Source organism: Alkaliphilus crotonatoxidans, from assembly GCF_054658015.1.
Window position 1 is genome coordinate 361,584 of record NZ_BAAHXS010000004.1, and the last position, 19,028, is coordinate 380,611.

14 protein-coding genes are annotated in these 19,028 nt (G+C 41.5%); 2 read left to right on the forward strand and 12 right to left on the reverse strand.

Going from position 1 to position 19,028, the window contains the following annotated elements; translation table 11 throughout:
- The 3 genes from ispD to ACYQ1I_RS04365 all read right to left on the reverse strand — a co-directional run bounded on the left by ispD (position 1) and on the right by ACYQ1I_RS04365 (position 2,596).
- Entirely contained in the window at positions 1 to 699 is a 699-nt protein-coding gene (gene ispD / locus ACYQ1I_RS04355) for a 2-C-methyl-D-erythritol 4-phosphate cytidylyltransferase (RefSeq protein ID WP_459762740.1), read from the reverse strand.
- Between the two features lie 181 nt (positions 700 to 880).
- A complete protein-coding gene (locus ACYQ1I_RS04360; RefSeq protein WP_459762741.1) occupies positions 881 to 1,981 on the reverse strand; it encodes a PIN/TRAM domain-containing protein in 1,101 nt (366 codons plus the stop codon).
- 135 nt (positions 1,982 to 2,116) lie between these two features.
- Positions 2,117 to 2,596 carry a CarD family transcriptional regulator gene (locus ACYQ1I_RS04365; RefSeq protein WP_459762743.1) on the reverse strand — a complete coding sequence of 160 codons (480 nt, stop codon included), beginning with the start codon at positions 2,594 to 2,596 and terminating at the stop codon, positions 2,117 to 2,119.
- A gap of 397 nt (positions 2,597 to 2,993) precedes the next feature.
- Here ACYQ1I_RS04365 and ACYQ1I_RS04370 point away from each other — a divergent pair, with 397 nt between their 5' ends.
- Positions 2,994 to 3,389, forward strand: coding sequence for a nucleoside triphosphate pyrophosphohydrolase family protein (locus ACYQ1I_RS04370; RefSeq protein ID WP_459762744.1), 396 nt, complete (start codon positions 2,994 to 2,996; stop codon positions 3,387 to 3,389).
- A 166-nt stretch (positions 3,390 to 3,555) separates the two neighbouring features.
- Here ACYQ1I_RS04370 and disA read toward each other — a convergent pair whose 3' ends face one another.
- The 7 genes from disA to fusA form a co-directional block, all read right to left on the reverse strand.
- Entirely contained in the window at positions 3,556 to 4,632 is a 1,077-nt protein-coding gene (gene disA / locus ACYQ1I_RS04375) for a DNA integrity scanning diadenylate cyclase DisA (RefSeq protein ID WP_459762746.1), read from the reverse strand.
- A 109-nt stretch (positions 4,633 to 4,741) separates the two neighbouring features.
- Complete coding sequence (radA, locus tag ACYQ1I_RS04380; protein WP_459762748.1) at positions 4,742 to 6,106, reverse strand: DNA repair protein RadA; 1,365 nt, start codon at positions 6,104 to 6,106, stop codon at positions 4,742 to 4,744.
- 119 nt (positions 6,107 to 6,225) lie between these two features.
- Complete coding sequence (locus ACYQ1I_RS04385) at positions 6,226 to 8,664, reverse strand: ATP-dependent Clp protease ATP-binding subunit (RefSeq protein ID WP_459762750.1); 2,439 nt, start codon at positions 8,662 to 8,664, stop codon at positions 6,226 to 6,228.
- Between the two features lie 12 nt (positions 8,665 to 8,676).
- Positions 8,677 to 9,705 (reverse strand): protein arginine kinase, encoded by a 1,029-nt coding sequence (locus tag ACYQ1I_RS04390; RefSeq protein WP_459762752.1) that lies wholly within the window; start codon positions 9,703 to 9,705, stop codon positions 8,677 to 8,679.
- A gap of 12 nt (positions 9,706 to 9,717) precedes the next feature.
- Positions 9,718 to 10,227 carry a UvrB/UvrC motif-containing protein gene (locus ACYQ1I_RS04395; protein WP_459762754.1) on the reverse strand — a complete coding sequence of 170 codons (510 nt, stop codon included), beginning with the start codon at positions 10,225 to 10,227 and terminating at the stop codon, positions 9,718 to 9,720.
- 10 nt (positions 10,228 to 10,237) lie between these two features.
- Positions 10,238 to 10,687, reverse strand: coding sequence for a CtsR family transcriptional regulator (locus ACYQ1I_RS04400; RefSeq protein ID WP_459762756.1), 450 nt, complete (start codon positions 10,685 to 10,687; stop codon positions 10,238 to 10,240).
- Positions 10,688 to 11,033: 346 nt separating this feature from the next.
- The gene (gene fusA / locus ACYQ1I_RS04405) at positions 11,034 to 13,103 is read right to left on the reverse strand and encodes an elongation factor G (protein ID WP_459762758.1); all 2,070 of its coding nucleotides are present in this window, start codon (positions 13,101 to 13,103) and stop codon (positions 11,034 to 11,036) included.
- Between the two features lie 293 nt (positions 13,104 to 13,396).
- On the opposite strand from fusA, the gene hisC reads away from it, so the two are divergent.
- Complete coding sequence (hisC, locus tag ACYQ1I_RS04410; protein WP_459762759.1) at positions 13,397 to 14,476, forward strand: histidinol-phosphate transaminase; 1,080 nt, start codon at positions 13,397 to 13,399, stop codon at positions 14,474 to 14,476.
- A gap of 57 nt (positions 14,477 to 14,533) precedes the next feature.
- On the opposite strand, the gene ACYQ1I_RS04415 is transcribed toward hisC, so the two are convergent.
- Positions 14,534 to 17,593 carry a hypothetical protein gene (locus tag ACYQ1I_RS04415; protein WP_459762760.1) on the reverse strand — a complete coding sequence of 1,020 codons (3,060 nt, stop codon included), beginning with the start codon at positions 17,591 to 17,593 and terminating at the stop codon, positions 14,534 to 14,536.
- A 48-nt stretch (positions 17,594 to 17,641) separates the two neighbouring features.
- Positions 17,642 to 18,793 (reverse strand): S-layer homology domain-containing protein, encoded by a 1,152-nt coding sequence (locus ACYQ1I_RS04420; protein WP_459762761.1) that lies wholly within the window; start codon positions 18,791 to 18,793, stop codon positions 17,642 to 17,644.
- Positions 18,794 to 19,028 lie beyond the last annotated feature (235 nt).

Consider the following 19,028-nt stretch of genomic DNA (forward strand, 5'->3'; position numbering starts at 1 on the left):
TCATAAGGATTCTCCCTTCTTGATTATTTCCTCTGCCAGCAGCAAATCCTCCGGAGTAGTAATTTTTAGGTTGCTATAGCTGCCCATTACCACCTTTACAGGATGCCCCAGGGCTTCTACCAGCATGGCATCATCGGTTATTCCCGGCAGCTGCCCCTGACAATGGGCATCTTTTAATAAGCTATACCTAAAGGCCTGAGGCGTTTGTACTGCCCAAAGGCTTTCCCTGAAGGGGGTACTGACAACCAACTGCTTTTCATCTACTACTTTAATTGTATCCTTTACCGGCACAGCTAAAATGGCGGCCCCTACCTCCTTAGCCTCCCTTAGAACCTCTTGAAGCATTGCTTCTGTTAGGAAAGGCCTGGCTCCATCGTGGACCACCACCAGCTCAGGGAAGCTTTCAGCAGCCAACAGTCCTTTATATACTGATTCCCTGCGTTCTTTCCCGCCTTCTACAATCCTTGACACCTTTTTAAATCGATACCCTTCAACAATATGTATTTGGCAATAGGGTATCTCATCCTTCCCCACCACCAAAATGATTTCCTCCACCAGCGGGCTGCGTTCAAATACAGACAGCGTATGGGCCAATAACGGCTTACCCAATAACTGAATATACTGCTTGTTAATATTGGCCCCCATTCGTGTTCCCTTTCCTGCCGCTACAATAATGGCCGTGGTTTTTATTTTTCCCATCACTGCTCCCCCCCAGTGTGCTAATCCATCCTATAGAAAATATACCGTCTTAATTAAACTCGTCTTGTATTTGCTTTTTAGTTTATAGTAAACGATACTGATGCCAACGTCAATTAATTTACAGCTATTATTTTTTTAATAACAAAAACCCTCCCTGTACAAGTACAAAGAGGGTTTTGGATTATGCCGATTTATCAACCATCGATTTAGGCTTTGCAAAAATCATTCTTCCTGCGGCCGTTTGAAGTACACTTGTTACCAGTACATCAATATTCTTACCAATAAATTTCTTTCCGCAGTCAACAACAATCATCGTGCCATCATCTAAGTAAGCTAAGCCCTGCCCTGACTCCTTACCATCTTTAATTACTTGAACAAGCATTTCCTCACCAGGCAGAACCACTGGCTTCACCGCATTGGCCAGTTCATTAATGTTTAACACCGGAACCCCTTGGAATTCGGCCACTTTATTTAGGTTATAGTCATTTGTTAATACCTTGCCATCAATCAGTTGAGCCAGCTTTAACAGCTTGGTATCGACCTCTGAAATATCTTCAAAATCCTGACCACTGATTTTAACTTCAATATCAAGCTCTTTTTGAATCCTATTAAGAATGTCAAGACCCCTTCGTCCTCGGTTTCTTTTTAAAGAGTCTGAGGAATCGGCGATATGTCGAAGCTCCTCCAATACAAATTCGGGAATGATCAATGGCCCTTCCACAAAACCAGTCTTACAAATATCAGCAATACGACCATCAATTATCACACTGGTATCTAATATTTTAGGGGATACCTTTTGGTCTTTTTTGCTTTTATCTTTACTAACACCTTTTTTGAATAATGACTGTAGATTAGTTATTTCATCCATTTTCTTGGTTGCAATGCTAATTCCCAAGTAGGACATAAAAATATATAGGATGGCTGATAATACAGGCCCTACAAAGGGGATTGGTATGACGACAAATATTCTGCTGACCAAATAGGCAATGATCAAGCCGGTAATCAGCCCTACCGACCCTAATATCATGGTGACCAAGGGGACCTTTGATAATTCTTTTTCAATCCAACCGGCCAAGCCTTGACCCTTTTTAATAATCCAGGGAGCGGTGATAAATAATATTCCTCCACCAATTAAACATGATACTATGATTCCAGTAATATAAGTTGCTAAATTATTCTGCAGCGTTTCTAAATTTAGAAGATTTATTATAAATGCGAATACTGTAAAACCTAATAAGCTCCCTAACACCGTTAATACACTTCTAATGATTTTATTAATCATTAAACCACCTCCTATCCTTCATTATTCCCCTTTTACAAATTTTAAAATCACATCTATGATTTTTTTTATCATTTTTCCCATTATAACAGCAAAACCTTAAGAAAACCTTAAGAAGAGCTTAATATTTAGTTATTTCTACTCCTTTATGGCTTCATCTACCAGGGTGATAACTTGATCCTCGGGTAATTCTGCTGCCAAGATGATTTCACTGATTAAGATTTGCCGGGCGTTATTTAATATTTTTCTCTCCCCGGTTGACAAGCTTTTTTCACGATCCCGAAGCACTAGATTTCTTACGACCTCTGCAACCTCGAAAATATCACCTGTTTTAATACGGTCAATATTGGCTCGATAGCGCCTGTTCCAATTTTGAGGCATTTTAGTTTCGTTAGCTTCTAAAACAGCCATTACACTTTCTACCTCATCCTTTTTAATTACCTGGCGAATACCAATTCCTTCAATATTATCCATTGGAATCATTACCTGCATATCATCTAAGGGAATCCTCATAATGTAGTACTTCCTCCGGGTTCCTAATATTTCTCTTTCTTCAATGGCTTCTATAATACCAGCCCCATGCATTGGATAAACAATTTTGTCCCCTATACTAAACATCCGTTACCCCCCTAATCAAGCCTATATTAAACTAAATATAGTATACAACAGAACCAATTTGATGTCAAATAAATTTCAATTTTATCACATCACTATATACTTGTCAATTGTTTTTATGACATAATTCTTCAAATATTTTACCCTGTCCCCTTTTCCCTTACCTAAAATTAATACTGTCCCTTGATTTTGCGCCCTTTAGATTTTCAGCCAATGGGTTACATAAAAAACCCTTTCAGTAATTGACAAAGGAAAGATAATCGCCTTATAATATTAGTAAAGCTAAGTATAACATTTTTTAACATCACCCTGTTTTATTTCATCGAAAAGATTATGTGGCATCTGCCACCAAAGTAATAACATTACATAAAGAGGAAAATAAACCCAAGGAGCTGACGCGATGAAAGACTTTACAATAAACAATTTTCAAGCAATCGTTAATGATGTTTTAATTCGTCATCGAAGTACCTTAGACATCTTAACCAAGTTACAAGAGTGTACCGCAAAAGTAAATCGGGCCGTTGCCAAATCGGCCACCTATTGTGGCTGCATTAAGCTTAATTGTGAGAAACAGGATGTACCTGAGGATGTTTCCTATTCAGAGATGAAGGATTATATGAGCGACCATATTGAAGGGGAGCTATGTGATATTTGTAAGGAAAAAATTGAGAAGGAATTATCTGCTAACCTCTTTTATTTGGCAGCCCTTTGCAATGTTTTTTCTATTGATATCGAGGATATGCTGAAAAATCACTATGAGCAGTTAAAAACCCTGGGTCACTACGGTTTACTATAAAAAAAGACCTCAAACGATTACGTTTAAGGCCGTACTATCTAATGATTCACCTTACTTTTCAGCTGCTTAACCTAAAGCAGCGAAATTCAGGTAAAAATGAGATGAAATATGCATTTGTATTGAGGTTGCCTTGAAGCTGGGATGAATTAATCCCAGTTTTTTACATTTAAATATGTCTTCCCAGCATAACCTGTTCTCTTAATCTGGTCAAGCCCTCTTTGATGGCCCGGGCCCTAATTTCCCCGATACCATCTACATCATCCAGCTGATCGGTTGAGGCTTTAATAATATTCTGCAATTCACCAAATTGCTTAACAAGGTTTTCAATGACTGGTGCCGGCAGCCTGGGAATTTTATTTAAAATACGATAGCCCCTTGGAGTAGCAGGTGTATCAAGGGTAGCCGCATTACTTTCATATCCCAGTATTTTAGCAATATTATTTAGGTCTAAAAGCTCCTCAGAGGAAAGGGCCTTGATGTTTTTGGTTACTGCTTGATGGGAGCCTTCATTATTCAAGTTATAATCATTAATAACATGCTTTCCATCAATAGCCACATTGGCCACCAATTCTTCCTGCTGCATACTAATTAGCCGACCTTCATTTCCAAGCTCACAGATAAACTTTTCAATTTCTGTTACAATTCTCATAACCATTTCAGTACGCTGCAGCACCACAGCCACATCGTAAACTGTTACCAAGTCTTCGTATTCCAATGCAGTTAAGTGATTCATTGCCATGTCTAAAACAACCTTATATTTTTCAAGGGTTTGAATGGCTTGATTGGCCTTTGTTAAGATTCTGCCGGTATCTTGAACAATATATTTCGTATATCCCTGGTAAAGAGATATGATATTTCTTCGCTGGGAAATTGAGATCACGACTTCGCCTGTCTCCTTGGCGACCCGTTCTGCAATACGATGTCGTATTCCTGTTTCAGATGAATGAATATCAGGGTTTGGTATTAATTGGGTATTAGCATAGAGTATTTTCTTTACATCATGACTTAAAATAATTGCACCATCCATTTTTGCCAGTTCATAAACATAGGCAGGGGAAAAGTCTACATTGATGGCAAAGCCTCCGTCTACAATATCCATGACAGCCTCACTATCGCCCACCACAATCAGGGCTCCCATCTTTCCCTTCAAAATATTTTCCAGCCCCTCCCTGAGGGGTGTACCTGGGGAAAGCATTTTTATTGTATCTAATAATTGCTTTTGTTTTAATTCTTCTTCCTTCAATTGTTCTGTCCTCCTTTCTCAAAACTAGGCCTATCCCCTATAGCTGTAGTTTTTCCTAAATAGGCTAAGCTTAACCTGCTTTGGGAAGGCTATATTGATTTTTTTTATTTTATTCTTTTATTAGCCGGATGGCTTCTAAAATATTACTGACCGTCTTTAATTCTATGCTGTTAAGACTTAATTTTTGACTATTTTTACTGGGCAGTATGCAAACCTCAAAGCCCATTTTTTCTGCTTCCCTGGCCATTTTTTCCAGGTTAGCCACGGGTCTGATGTCGGCGGTCAAGCTAATTTCTCCCACCACCAGTAGCCTACGGGATGGAATGACAATATTTTTCAAACTGGATACGATGGCCAGGGCTACCCCTAAGTCGGCACTGGTACCCTCAAGCTTGATTCCACCTACAACATTAATATATACATCATAGTTTACCAGAGGCAAACCCATTTTCTTCTCTAAAACTGCAATAATTAAATTTAATCGATTTAAGTCTATTCCTACAGCAGTTCTCCTGGGAAAGCCCGTATTGGTTGGCGTGACCAGGGCTTGTATTTCAACCAGCAGGGGCCTTGTCCCTTCTACGGTTGCCACAACAACCGCCCCCTCTGCTGCCTCGGTTAAGGATTCCAACAGCATGGCTGACGGATTTCCCACCTCCACCAACCCCTCTTCACGCATTTCAAAAACACCGATTTCACTGGTGGTTCCAAAACGATTCTTTAATGCCCTCAATATTCTGAATTCTTGGGTTCTTTCTCCTTCAAAATGTAAAACCGTATCGACCATATGCTCCAATACCCTGGGCCCCGCCAATTCTCCCTGCTTGGTCACATGGGCCACGATAAACATCGGGATATGGGCACTTTTTCCAATTCTCATGAGATTATTGACGCTTTCCTTTACCTGGGACACACTGCCAGGTGCAGAGGATAAGTCCTCTTTATAAAGGGTCTGAACTGAATCGACAATGATGAAAATCGGCTTGATCTCTTCAATATATCGTTCAATAATATCAACATTAGTTTCCGAAACAATGTAGAGGCTTTCTGCCATGGCTTCCAATCTTTCAGCCCGCATTTTAATCTGCTCCTCTGATTCCTCACCGGAAACGTACAACACCCTACCATATTTTTCGGCAATTTTACTGCCGGCCTGAAGAATCAGAGTTGATTTCCCAATCCCCGGTTCTCCGGAAATTAAAGTTAGGGAGCCCTTTACAAGGCCGCCCCCCAGAACTCGATTAAGCTCATCATTGGCTGTGTCGTAACGTTCATGAACACCAGATTTGATTGAGCGAATAGGCTGAGGGCGTGATTGTCCCTGAATTGTTGGGGAGCGCCGCATTTCTTTCTTTCCCGAAACCAGCTCTTCCTCCATGGTACTCCATTGATTACAGCCAGGACATCTCCCCAGCCATTTAGGGCTTTCATAGCCACATTCTCTACATAAAAATTTTGTTTTCACCTTTGCCACATTCACACCCCCCTTATATGTAAATCGTTCTAATTTTTATTGTAGCATATAAATCAAGGAAACAAAATTATTCAATCCTTACAAAAATGAAATAGGGGCCACGGCCCCTATTGATTTGACTATTTACCAATTAAAACCAGTTCATCTTCTTCTACCTGAACAGCTACTTTATTTCCCTCTTTAATTGTTCCCTTCAACAGCTCTTCTGACAAATTATCCTCTATCATTTTTTGTATGGCCCGCTTCAGGGGTCTTGCTCCAAATTGAGCATCAAAGCCCTTTTCTGCAATAAACTCCTTCGCCTCAGGACTTACCTCCAATTCAATATTTAATCCCTTCAACCGCTCATTTAAGTCCTTGAGCATTATATCTACAATTCGACCAATGTGTTCCCTTTCAAGACTATGGAACACGATAATATCATCAATACGATTCAAAAATTCAGGCCGGAAGGTTCTTCTTAATTCATCCATTACATTTTCCTTCATTTTTTCGTATTCTCCCTTGACAGCATCTGTTTGAGCTGCCACAAAGCCCAGGGTTTTTTGCTTTTTAATGGTGTGGGCTCCCACATTGGAGGTCATAATGATAACGGAATTTTTAAAATCCACGGTTTTACCCTTGGCATCGGTTAAACGTCCATCGTCCAAAATTTGAAGTAAAATATTAAATACATCGGGATGAGCCTTTTCAATCTCATCAAACAAAATGACTGAATAGGGCTTTCTTCTAACCTTTTCTGTCAATTGCCCTCCTTCATCATACCCTACATAACCAGGAGGAGAACCGATCAGCCTTGATACAGTATGCTTTTCCATATACTCTGACATATCAATCCGTATCATAGCATCTTCTTCACCAAACATGGCCTCTGCCAGGGCTCTGGAAAGCTCAGTTTTTCCTACCCCGGTGGGGCCTAGGAAGATAAAGGAGCCAATAGGACGTTTAGGATCTTTTAATCCTGTCCTTGCCCTACGGATAGCCCGGGCTACAGATCTAACTGCTTCTTCTTGACTAATCACCCGATCGTGTAAAATTTCTTCTAATTTTAATAATCGGTCTGATTCCTGCTGCTGTAGCTTATTAACCGGTACTCCCGTCCAGTTGGAAACCACAGTGGCGATATCTTCTGCCTCCACAACTGATTCACGGGAATGCTTCTTGGTCTTCCATTCTTGTTCCCTCTGTTGAAGGGATTCCTGAACCTTCTTTTCTTCATCTCTTATCTTGGCTGCCCGCTCAAATTCTTGAATACTGATGGCTTCCTCTTTTTCCTTTTTCAGCTGCTCAAGCTGTTCTTCCAAATCCTTTAGATCTGGTGGAGCAGTAACGGTCTTCAGTCTGATTTTAGACGCCGCCTCATCGACTAAATCAATGGCTTTGTCAGGTAAAAACCGATCGGTAATATACCGATGGGATAATTCAACTGCTGCTCGAAGGGCATCATCGGAAATTTTTACCCGGTGATGTGCCTCGTAACGGTCTCTGAGACCTTCTAAAATCTTAATTGAATCCTCCACTGTGGGCTCATCAATCATGATGGGCTGGAATCTTCTTTCCAGGGCGGCATCCTTTTCTATGTGCTTTCTATATTCATCAAGGGTTGTTGCTCCGATCACCTGAAGCTCTCCCCTTGCCAGGGCAGGCTTTAGTATATTGGAGGCATCAATGGCTCCCTCTGCTGCTCCGGCCCCCACAATGGTGTGAATTTCATCTATAAATAATATTACGTTGCCAGCCTGCCTTAATTCCTCCATGACCTTTTTCAGCCGTTCCTCAAATTCACCCCGGTACTTAGAGCCTGCCACCATGGAAGGTAAATCAATTGTTACTACCCGTTTATCCTTCAGCAGCTCTGGAATATTCCCCTCAATGATTTTTTGTGCCAAGCCCTCGGCAATGGCTGTTTTTCCTACTCCTGGTTCTCCAATTAAGCAGGGATTATTTTTGGTTCTTCTACTTAAAACCTGTATAATCCTATCTATTTCTTCAGATCTTCCAATTACAGGGTCTAATTTACCTTCCTGGGCATATTGGTTTAGATCCCTTCCAAATTGATCTAATGTCGGGGTCGATGGGGCGCCTTTCCCAAGTGCAGGCTTATGGCCTTGATGATTGCCTCCGTTGCTAAGCAGCTTGATAACTTCCTTTCGTACAGCCTCAAAATTCACATTTTCATCCAAAAGCAGCTTGGCCCCCACCCCTTCTCCTTCACGGATTAAGCCCAACAGTAAATGCTCGGTTCCTACATAATTTTGACCTAAGCTTCTTGCCTCAGAGATGGCCAACTCAAAAATTCGCTTTGTACGGGGTGTAAAGCCCAATAATTCAGTATTTTCCTTTCCATAGCCAATAGAGGTCGAAACTTTTTCTTTTATTCCTTCAATATTAACACCTAAATTTTTTAAGGATTGGGCGGCAATTCCTTGACCTTCCTGAATTAATCCCATTAGCAAATGCTCCGTTCCAACATAGTTATGCTTCATTTCCTGAGCGAATTGCTGAGATAATAAAATCGCTTTTTGTGCTCTTTCAGTAAACCTTCCAAATATGGACATAATCTACACCTCCTAAGATTTTAATGTTCTTCTTATTAATTCTGCCCGTTTTATATCTCGTTCAGCCTCTGTCAGCTCCTGGCTAAAATGTTTTTGTATATATCCTATTTGAATCATTGCCATTAGCTGATTCAATTTTTCCAAAGTGACACCTTCCACCAGGTTCATTCCAATCCCCAATTTGACGTCAGAGATATACCTCATGGCTTCACCCGTAGAAATAACTCTGGCATTGGTTAAGATGCCATAGGCCCTATGAACTCTGTCTTCCAGCTCCATTCGCTTCTCATTTAGTAAGTTTTCTCTGATCATTCTTTCTTTTTGGATAATTTGTTTTGAAACGTCCTTCAGGTTTTTAATCAGCTCCTCCTCAGACAGGCCCAGGGTTACTTGATTGGAGATTTGAAATATGCTTCCTAAAAATTCCGTTCCCTCACCATAAATTCCTCGAACTGCAATACCTATCTGGCTGGAGGCTTGAAAAACACCATTTATATAGCCCGTCATGTGAAGGGCCGGCAAATGCATCATGACTGATGCTCTAATCCCTGTACCTAAATTGGTAGGACAAGAGGTTAAATAGCCTATTTGTTCATTGAAGGCATAAGGAACACGCTCTTCAATTAGGTCATCAACCTTATCTGCCAGGCTCCAGGCCTCCTCCAATTGAAGTCCCGGCAACAGACATTGAATACGAACATGATCTTCTTCGTTAATTAGAATACTGATGGTTTCCTCACTGTTTACCAGTACACCACCCAAGGGTGACTTTTTCGCCAAATCTGGGCTGATCAGATGCTTTTCAACATAATTTAATCGATCTATTTTATTGAGGTTTTTCATTTCGATTAGCTTAAAGTCTTTCTTCAGGGCTGTGTTACCTCCAATTACTGCCTCGTATACCTGCTGAATAACCCTTTGCCCAGTCTCTTCATCCAATAGCTGGGGAAAAGGTATTTCTGCCACATTACGGGCAATTCGGACCCGACTGCTGATGACGATATCAGATTCCGGTCCCGTTTCCTTTAACCATTTTGGCATGTTAATCCCCCCTTATGCTTCCTTTAACTGATTTTCTATTTGTCTTATCTGATCACGAAGGGCCGCTGCCTCCTCGTAGGCTTCTTTTTCTACCGCCTCTTGTAGTTGATTCTTTAAAAGCTTCAGCTCTCTTTTTAAGTGAATGGTACCTCCCGCACTTTTGGGCAGCTTTCCTACATGATTAGCAGTACCATGAATTCGGCGTACTAATGGATGAATATGATTATAAAACACATCATAGCATAGGTCGCAGCCGAGCCTTCCTGTTTGCTTGAATGTACTGAAGGTAGTACCGCAACGGGGACATTGAAGCGGTTGATAATTAGGTAGGTTAAACTGAGTATTAATATTGCTATCCAATAAATTGGCTAAAAAATTCTGAATGGAAAAATCCATCGCATACTGTTTATTTTCCCTGGCCTTGGCACATACCTCGCAAAGATGAACCTCTTCCTTTTTTCCCTGAATTACCTTAGTCATATGAATTACTGCATTTCTTTTTTGACAGTCATCACACAGCATGATATCACCCCTATTCTAATAATATTACCAACATTCCCTTTAAAATACTTGCCCTCATTTCATCCCTTTCCTTACTGACAGAAAGCACCCTATCATCAAGGGCACCCTTCATCAAAGCAGCTTCTCTCTTGGTAATGAGTTGTTGGTGAAACAAAAAATCTATAATACGATAGGCCTCACATTGTGAGAGCCGGTCTCCGATTTCCTTTGTCATGATATAATAGGCACCGTGGCCTGTAGAAAAGGTTAATTTTTTAATTTTAATATAACCACCGCCCCCCCGTTGGCTTTCGGTGGCATAGCCTTGCTCCGGGCTGAATCGGGTCATTAAAACATAGTTAATTTGAGAAGGGGCACACCGAAAGTACTTCGCCAGCTCATTACGCTGGATCTCTATCGAATTTTGCTCATCCATTAGATCCTTTAGAAAAGCCTCTATAAGATCACTGATTGTCGCCATCCTCTCACCTCACTTTGACCTTCTTTGACCTTCCTTGACTTTATTATAGACCAAGGCCATAATAGAATCAATTTCTTTCTATTATAGTAATTTCTCATTATTTACAATATTAAACAGCTATAAGACCATTAAGTTGATTTTTTTTAACTTTTCTTTCATTATCTTAGATTTTCTAACTTTTTAATTCCCAGTTCCTTGCGTTACCTCAATTAACAGATGATCACCGGTCAAATTTTCCTCTTTTTCCTTCCTCTTGGAAAGCTTGTCTCAGGCCTTATCTCGGCATTTAAATGACACTGGGTACTAGAAAAAAAAAAGCATGTGCAATCTTTGCACATGCTTAAATTTATTCTTTTGCTGCCTTGGCAGCTTCCACTACCTTATCACTAATAGCCTGGGGTACCTCTTCGTATCGATTGAAGTTCATGGTAAAAACCCCTCTGGCCTGGGTCATTGACCTTAAATCAGTGGCATATTTGAACATTTCTGATTGAGGCACCTCTGCAATGACCAATTGATCTCCATTGTTCTGGGGCTCCATTCCAATTATTCTACCCCTTCTTTTATTTAAATCTCCCATTACGTCTCCCATATATTCTTCGGGTATTCTCACTCTAACCTCCACAATGGGCTCCAGCAGCACCGGCCTTGCCTGTTCTATTCCCTTTTTAAATGCCAGGGAAGCAGCTATTTTGAAAGCCATTTCCGAGGAGTCCACATCGTGATATGATCCGTCGTAGAGGGTAGCCTTTACATTTACCACCGGATAACCAGCCAAAACCCCACAATCAAGACATTCCCGCAATCCCTTTTCTACTGCTGGAATATAAGCCTTCGGTACAGAGCCACCAAAAATTTCTTCTGCAAATTCAAATTCCTGGCTAGAGGGCTCAAATCTGATTTTTACATCTCCATACTGCCCATGACCCCCCGATTGTTTTTTATGCTTTCCTTGGACATCTGATTTGCCTTTGATGGTTTCACGATAGGGAACCGTAACATCCTTCAGCTCTACATCAACACCAAATTTATTCTTTAGCTTACTGACTATTACCTTAATATGCAACTCACCCTGGCCTCTTATGATGGTTTGCCGTGTTTCCTTATTCCGTTCCAGTACAAAGCTTGGGTCTTCCTCCAATAGTCTTTGAAGGCCTTGTATGATTCTTTCCTCATCTCCCTTGGCTTTTGGCTCAACAGCCAGGTATAGCTGGGGCTCTACAAATTCTATATCGCTATAAATTACCGGATCATTGATACTGCAAAGGGTATCACCGGTGATGGTATGCTGCAGCTTGGCAACAGCCGCTATATCTCCGGCCATCACTTCCTTTACTTCAATTTGGTTTTTTCCCCTTAAAATGAATGGGTTGCTGATTTTCTCTCTTTGGTCCTTGTTGGCATTCAATACCTCCATATCACTTTTCAGAACACCAGAAATCACCTTTATCAGCGATATTTTACCCACATAGGGGTCAACAATTGTCTTAAATACCTGGGCAGAGAAGGGTTCCCCGGGTTCCAGAGTTCTTTCAACCAACTCATCATTATGGGGGTTTTTGCCCTGTTTAGGAGGCATATCCTTGGGGGAAGGCGAAAAATCATTGATCATATCGAGTAATGTATGGATTCCGATATTCTTAACGGCCGAACCACATATGACGGGAACAACATCACCTGAAATTACTCCTTTTCTCAGACCCTCTTGAATTTCAGCCTCTGTAAACTCTTCACCGGCAAAATATTTTTCCATTAATACTTCATCGCTTTCTGCAACAGATTCCAGCAGCATTTCTCTGATTTCCATTGCCTGATCCTTTAGGGAATCTGGAATAGGCTTGTCGACACAGTCTTTTCCATCATACTCCCTGGCCACCATTTTAGCGATGTTAACGTTGCCAGCAAAGCTTTCTTTGTCTCCCAGGGGAATTTGAAAGGGTGCAATCTTTTTTCCGAACTTTTCTCTTAACTCATTTAGCACTTTTTGATAGTCAGCATTTTCACGATCCATTTTGTTGACAAAAATAAAAGTTGGGGTCTTTTTCTCAGCAGCAATGTTCCAAGCCTTTTCAGTTCCTACCTCAATATTACTAGTGGCATCAACCAGAATAATAATTCCGCCGGCAGCCTTTATGGCACTTTGTACTTCACCTATAAAGTCGAAATATCCTGGTGTGTCAATCAAATTTATTTTATGATCCTTCCATTCTATAGGAATCACAGAGGTACTCACCGAAATATTTCTTGCAGTTTCTTCCTTGTCAAAGTCAGAAACTGTGTTTCCGTCCTCAACTCTGCCCATTCTTGTTATTTGCTTTGCCGAGTAAAGTGCTGCTTCTGTTACTGATGTTTTGCCGCATCCACCATGGCCCAGTAAGGCAATGTTCCTGATTCGATCGGCTTCATATCTTTTCATTATAATTACCCCCTCATAATGTAAAGTTAAGAATCTTTTGATAGATTCAATATTCTATACTTTTTTACGAACTCCTTTTTTTTTATCAAAATTTTACAATTTCCTCCTTGAAAATAATTTATATGCTTGTTCAAAAAAAATATTCCTTTTTCTCAGTTTCAATTAATATACAATCTTGATCTTAAATATAAAATGATTTTGTTCTTAATAATCTGACTATATATTTTTTTTAGATATGCTATAATTAAATTATAAGCTCTAAAATTTTTTTACAAAACGAAGGAGGTTTATTTATGCCAATAACGTTTCGACCCGAAATCAAAGATCTGGTACCCTACAAGCCTGGTAAGCCCATTGAGGACGTCAAGCGGGAATACGGATTATCTGATGTGATTAAGCTTGCCTCAAATGAAAATCCCCTTGGGTTCTCAAAAAAGGCAAAGGATGCCATTATGAAAAGTCTCGAGGAGCTTAATCTATACCCCGATGGAAATGCAACGGATTTAAAGGAGGCCATCGCCAGGAAGCTTGGATTGAAAAGCAATCAAATTCTTCCCAGCAGCGGGTCTGATGAAATGGTGGATATTATCTCCAAAACCTTTGTTAATAAAGGGGACGAAGTAATTATGGCTGATGTCACCTTCCCCCGATATTTGTCTACCACCATTATGATGGGTGCAACTCCTGTAACCGTTCCTTTAAAGGATTTTACATATGACCTTGATGCTATGAAAAAGGCCATTACTGATAAAACCAAGTTAATCTGGCTATGTAATCCCAATAATCCCACCGGTACCATGTTTACTGAAGGAGCCCTGTTGGACTTTTTAAACCAGGTACCAAAAGATGTAGTGGTGATTTACGACGAAGCCTATAACGAATATGTAACCCGGGATGATTATCCTAAAAATAGCCTTAGCCTACTGGATAAATACCCCAATATCATTATTATGCGCACCTTTTCCAAGATATACGGTTTAGCCGCCCTGCGGGTAGGGTATACGATGGCCTCTGAAGAAATTATTAATCAGCTCAATAAGGTGAGGGGCCCCTTCAATGTCAATACCGTTGCTCAGATTGCTGCCATAGCAGCCCTTGAGGATGATGATTTTATTAAGGAAAGCTATCGTATTAATAAAGAGGGAAAGGAATATTTATATCAATGCTTTGATGAAATGGGTATTTGGTATGCCCACTCTGAAACCAACCATATTTTTATTGATGTAAAGAAAAATTGTCAGGCGATCTTTACAGCCCTTCAGCAAAGGGGTATGATTATTCGTCCTATGTTTGACACCTATATCCGAGTTTCGATCGGAACCATGGAACAAAACCAACGATTTATTGAGCTGCTTAAGGAAGTTTTGGCATAACAAATAAATGCCCATCAATGATGCTTCAATCATTGATGGGCATTTTTATATTTGTATTTACCAATACCGATTCAACTGAAAATCATCCTGTATGGTGCGGTATAGATCCCACCAGATTACTTCTCCTTTGTTGATGCCCTTTCCCAATAGGTCGGCGTTGGTGGGCCGGTTTTTTCCATAGCTGTTGTATTCGGTGGGGGGGCTTTGGTGCCATTTGTTGTCTTTGGCCCACTGGTCTTCTTTTTGGGTGTAGTCTAGTTCTGCTATGGCTTGATGGCCTTTTTTACCGGTCACCTGGAAGGTGATGAGTACCTGGTATTCTTGTAGTCCTCTTTTCTGGAACAGGTCTAAGGGATAGCCTCTTCTGACAAACTTGGCATGATAGGGCAGAAACAGGTGGCTTTCGTAGGTGTTGTATTTTTCTTTGGCCTGATCCTGGCTGTGACGGATTCTTTGCTGGCTGCCTTCTTCTCTGTCAGCTTCGTAGGGGATGGCTTCTTTGTTTTGGGGCCTTAGGATGATGTTTCTGGATTGTTGGTAATAGTATTGGACTTGTTCATCCCATTGGGGATTGTTGATGTCGTCTATTCTGACGTATTTTCCTGCTTTGTTCAGGAGGTAGATGTCTACATTTTTGTAGAGGTTCCGCTGGTTGTCCAGGGCATGGTATTGTACCTGGATTTGGATTTGGTCCTGGGGATCTTCGTAGCCTATGGTGTCTATTTTGTACCGGGTCTGATAGCCCAGGGCGGTGCCGTGGCCCCATCGGTTGGTGTAGATGGGGAATTCTCTTGTTCTGATTCCCTGGTATTGTAGGGGGGTGGGCTGCCGGTTATGGTTTTGGAAGATGGCCTCCCATTTGTAGTCGGCAATTCCTATGATTCTCAGGTTTTTGATTTTGTTGATGTAAATGGGCGGACTAACGGTGATGGTCTGGTTTCCAGCTCTGTCGGTCTGTTTGATGTGCAGGTACCATAGTCCTTCTTTTTGCTGGCTGTACTGGGGGCTTCCCAGATGGGGGTCTAGTATCTGGGTGCTGCGGCCCAGGTGTTGGGTGTAGTCCGGGGGATTCCACCGGGGTTGTATGTGCTCTCTTAGCAGGCTGTTGGTGCTGCTGTAGTGTTGATGGTAGTTTTGCCAGCCTCCCGGCTCGGTGAGCTGCTGATGGCTCTTGGACCAGGCGTATTGTAGTCGACTGCTGTCGGTGTGGCTGTTGTATTGGCCATGGCTGCCGATTCCTGACAGGTTGTCGTCCAGGTGGATTTGTATTTTGTTTTGATTCTGATCCAGGGTGTATTCGAAGCCTGGGGGCTCCTGGGAGACGGTATAGGCCGGAGGCTTCACCGGAACTCTGTCAATGGTTTTGGTGGCCCCGAAGGGGTTGTTGGGGGTCATGCTGAACCTGGCCGGCTCGGGATTGGTTTTGTCCAGGGGCAGGTCTCCCTCGGTCCAGGTGCCATTGGTTGTGACGGTTCTGCCGTTGATTTCTATGATGCCTTTGTTGCCTGCCAGGTCTTGAAGTGTTATTGGGATTTGATAAAGGCCGTCCTGGTTGATGGTGATGCTTTGGCTATAGCTGTAGCTGCTGCTGTGGCTATGGGGTATGTCTCTTTTGCCCATATAGGGCTTGTTGCCTGTATAGCTGTTATTGGTAATGTCTATATGGCTGTTGTTCATGCCTGATACGTTGGCTGCTCCCTGCTGGGATTGGTCGTCGGCCTGGATGGTTATATGGAAGTCGCTGTTGCTCCACCAATCTTTTTGGGGACTGTAGTTGATTCGTATGACTGGTGGGGTTTTGTCTAATGAATAGTGGCCTGACTCTGCCGGGAAGGTGTCGGTGGGCTCTGGCCCCGTCGGTGGCTGCCCCCCTGTCCATCTGGCTGAAACAACTGTTCCCTGGGGCGGTGAGGGATTGGGTTCGCCTGTTTCGATCCATTCTCTGGCCCCTCGATTCCAGCCTGCTACTTGGGCTGTCAGCTTCATATTTTTTTCTTCTTTGGTAATGGTCACGTTGCTGCCATTGGGTATGGTGGTATCAACTCCTGCGGTGCCTGCAATTTTCAGTCTCGCCGGAGTGAATTTTTCGGTGTATTCTTGCTGCTCGCTGCCGGAGCCTGTGCCGGTACGGGTGACGGTGCCGCCACCTGTGCCATCGGGGTTAGGCGGTATAACCTCCTCCCATTGATAGGTGTAGCTATAGCTCCGGCTGGCGGTGTTGGTCATGGTAATTTCTCCTGTGGCACTGACGGTAACGGGTATATCTTGGTTAACCCAATAGCTGTTGTTGTCTCGGGTTTTTCCGCCGATTGCCTGGGTGGAATCGGGGCTGAAGGTAATGGTTACATTCCCCTCTTCTCCGCCGCCTCCCGGGTCAGGGGGGTCACCGCCTGTAGACCTGTACACGAAAACAGCTACATGCTCTATTCCCTCCTGGCTAATCCAAAATGAAGCCTGACTATTAGAAATTAGTTCATAGTTATCAATTTCTGCTGCATATACAGTGAAATAGCCTTCATTTTCTGGGTTATATTTATCATCTGGTTTCAAGGTTCCTCCATTTTCATCCTGGTATTTTGCCACAATGGTGTCCAGATGATTTTCGTATTCAAGATGGATGATAATGGGCATGTAAAATCTTCTTCCTTGAACTAAAGGGGCTTGCCAATCTTCTCTGATGTTCCTCCCCATACCCTCATATTCATTAGATTCAAGATAGACTAATTCCACTTGAAATTCTATATAGGTATCGCCAAATGAATAGCTAGGTTGAATTTGAATGTATTCTTCTTTTATAGCATAAGGTAAATTTTCGTTATTATGATCATACTCAATACTTTTGATTCCAGTAATTTTCCCTACAAATTGTGGAGGAACAGACCTTTTAAAGGTATAGGAAACGCTACCACCGCCGGCATATTTAGGAATAGGATGAATTGGATTCCCTGCATGATCTGCTCCCCATATCCACACTCCTGCCGAATTTGTCCAGCAATCAATATACCCTACATCATAAATTTCTGCCGAAACCACACCGGCATAAGAATAATATTCGAAATCTATACAGGAAAAAATTGCAGTTGAAAATGTAAGCACCAATAGAAATAGGGCCATCATCCTTTTTAGCAAACACATTCACCTTCCTTTTTTAAGATTTCATATCACCTATTGGTTAAAGGCATTTTCAACAATGACAGCATAATTATTTTTTGTATCATTAAAAATTAGATGGTAGGAGTCCTCGCCCCTATACGTTTGCCAACCGTCTTTATCATTTGAAGAGATTACAGGATAAAATGTTTTATAAATTTGATTGCCATACTGATCTATCAACGGAATGGAGGCTAATCTAGGGGTCCATTCATCTAAACCGTTCCTATTTCTCAATCGACTATAGTCCTTATTTGCAACATTTAAATATAACCCCCTATAAGGCGGAAAAAACTCAACTGATTGATACACTATAAATGATGGATTTTTTCCTGTACCTACAATCTCAATTTCCGGCTCAATACTATACAAAATGTGGTTGCCTATCCGGACAGGAAGGTCGGCAGAAGCAATTTTATATACGTACTCTACTCTTTCAAAAGCATTATCTACTCTATAAATCAAAGCCCCCTGATCCTCACTAACATACTTCGATAACAGCTCTCTCTCAAACTCTGTTATATGCCTATAGCCTTTCTTGACAATGGGCTCGGCTCTTCGATCTGGCTCAATCAACCTTGTAATCATGGTACTGGCTTCGGCCCGGGTGGCATTTTTATCTGCTTTGAACTCGCTGTCTTCATAGCCCTGTATCAACCCTAAGGCAGTAGCCTTCAAAACATATTCCCGTAACGCCGTTGGAATTTTTGTATAGTCGACATAGTTATCAATAAATTTTTCATAGTCATCGACCCCATCACCGGTGGCCCTTACAAGGATTCTTGCCATTTCACCCCGGGTAATAGGGCGCGTATACTCGAAATAGCCAATTTCATTCCCTTGAATCAATCCAATTTCTTCTGCTTTTTGTTTAAAAGGAATATACCACCTATCTCCTGGCCCAGGGCGTAGGTCATGTCCCATTGCTACAACGACTATTTTTATAAACTCTGCCACAGTAATATTGTTATTGGGTTTAAAGGTGCCGTCGGCATAGCCTTGAAATATACCCTTTTCTGTTAGCTGTAAGACATACTCCCTGGACCAGTGATTAATCAGGTCACTGAAGGGTTCTTTTTGTAAAGCCTCCACTCCGTTATGTAAGCCTGTTATTGGTAATAACATAGCTATAACCAACGCGATAATCAACAGCCTTTTCTTCTTCATCTTTTTTCTCCCTTCCCTTTACATTTCATTTTCTTTTGATTGATATGGTATTTTTTCCATAATAAATACTATCTTACCATATATGTAAACTTTTTTAAATGTGTAATGTTATATTTAAATTTAATTTGTTATTATTTAGTTAAAGAATGAATTTTAGTTTCTCAAATAACCCCAATTGTGGGCTAAATCAAAACTACCCGCTCAGCGGGTAGTTTGCTCAGCCCTAGAAGGGCAT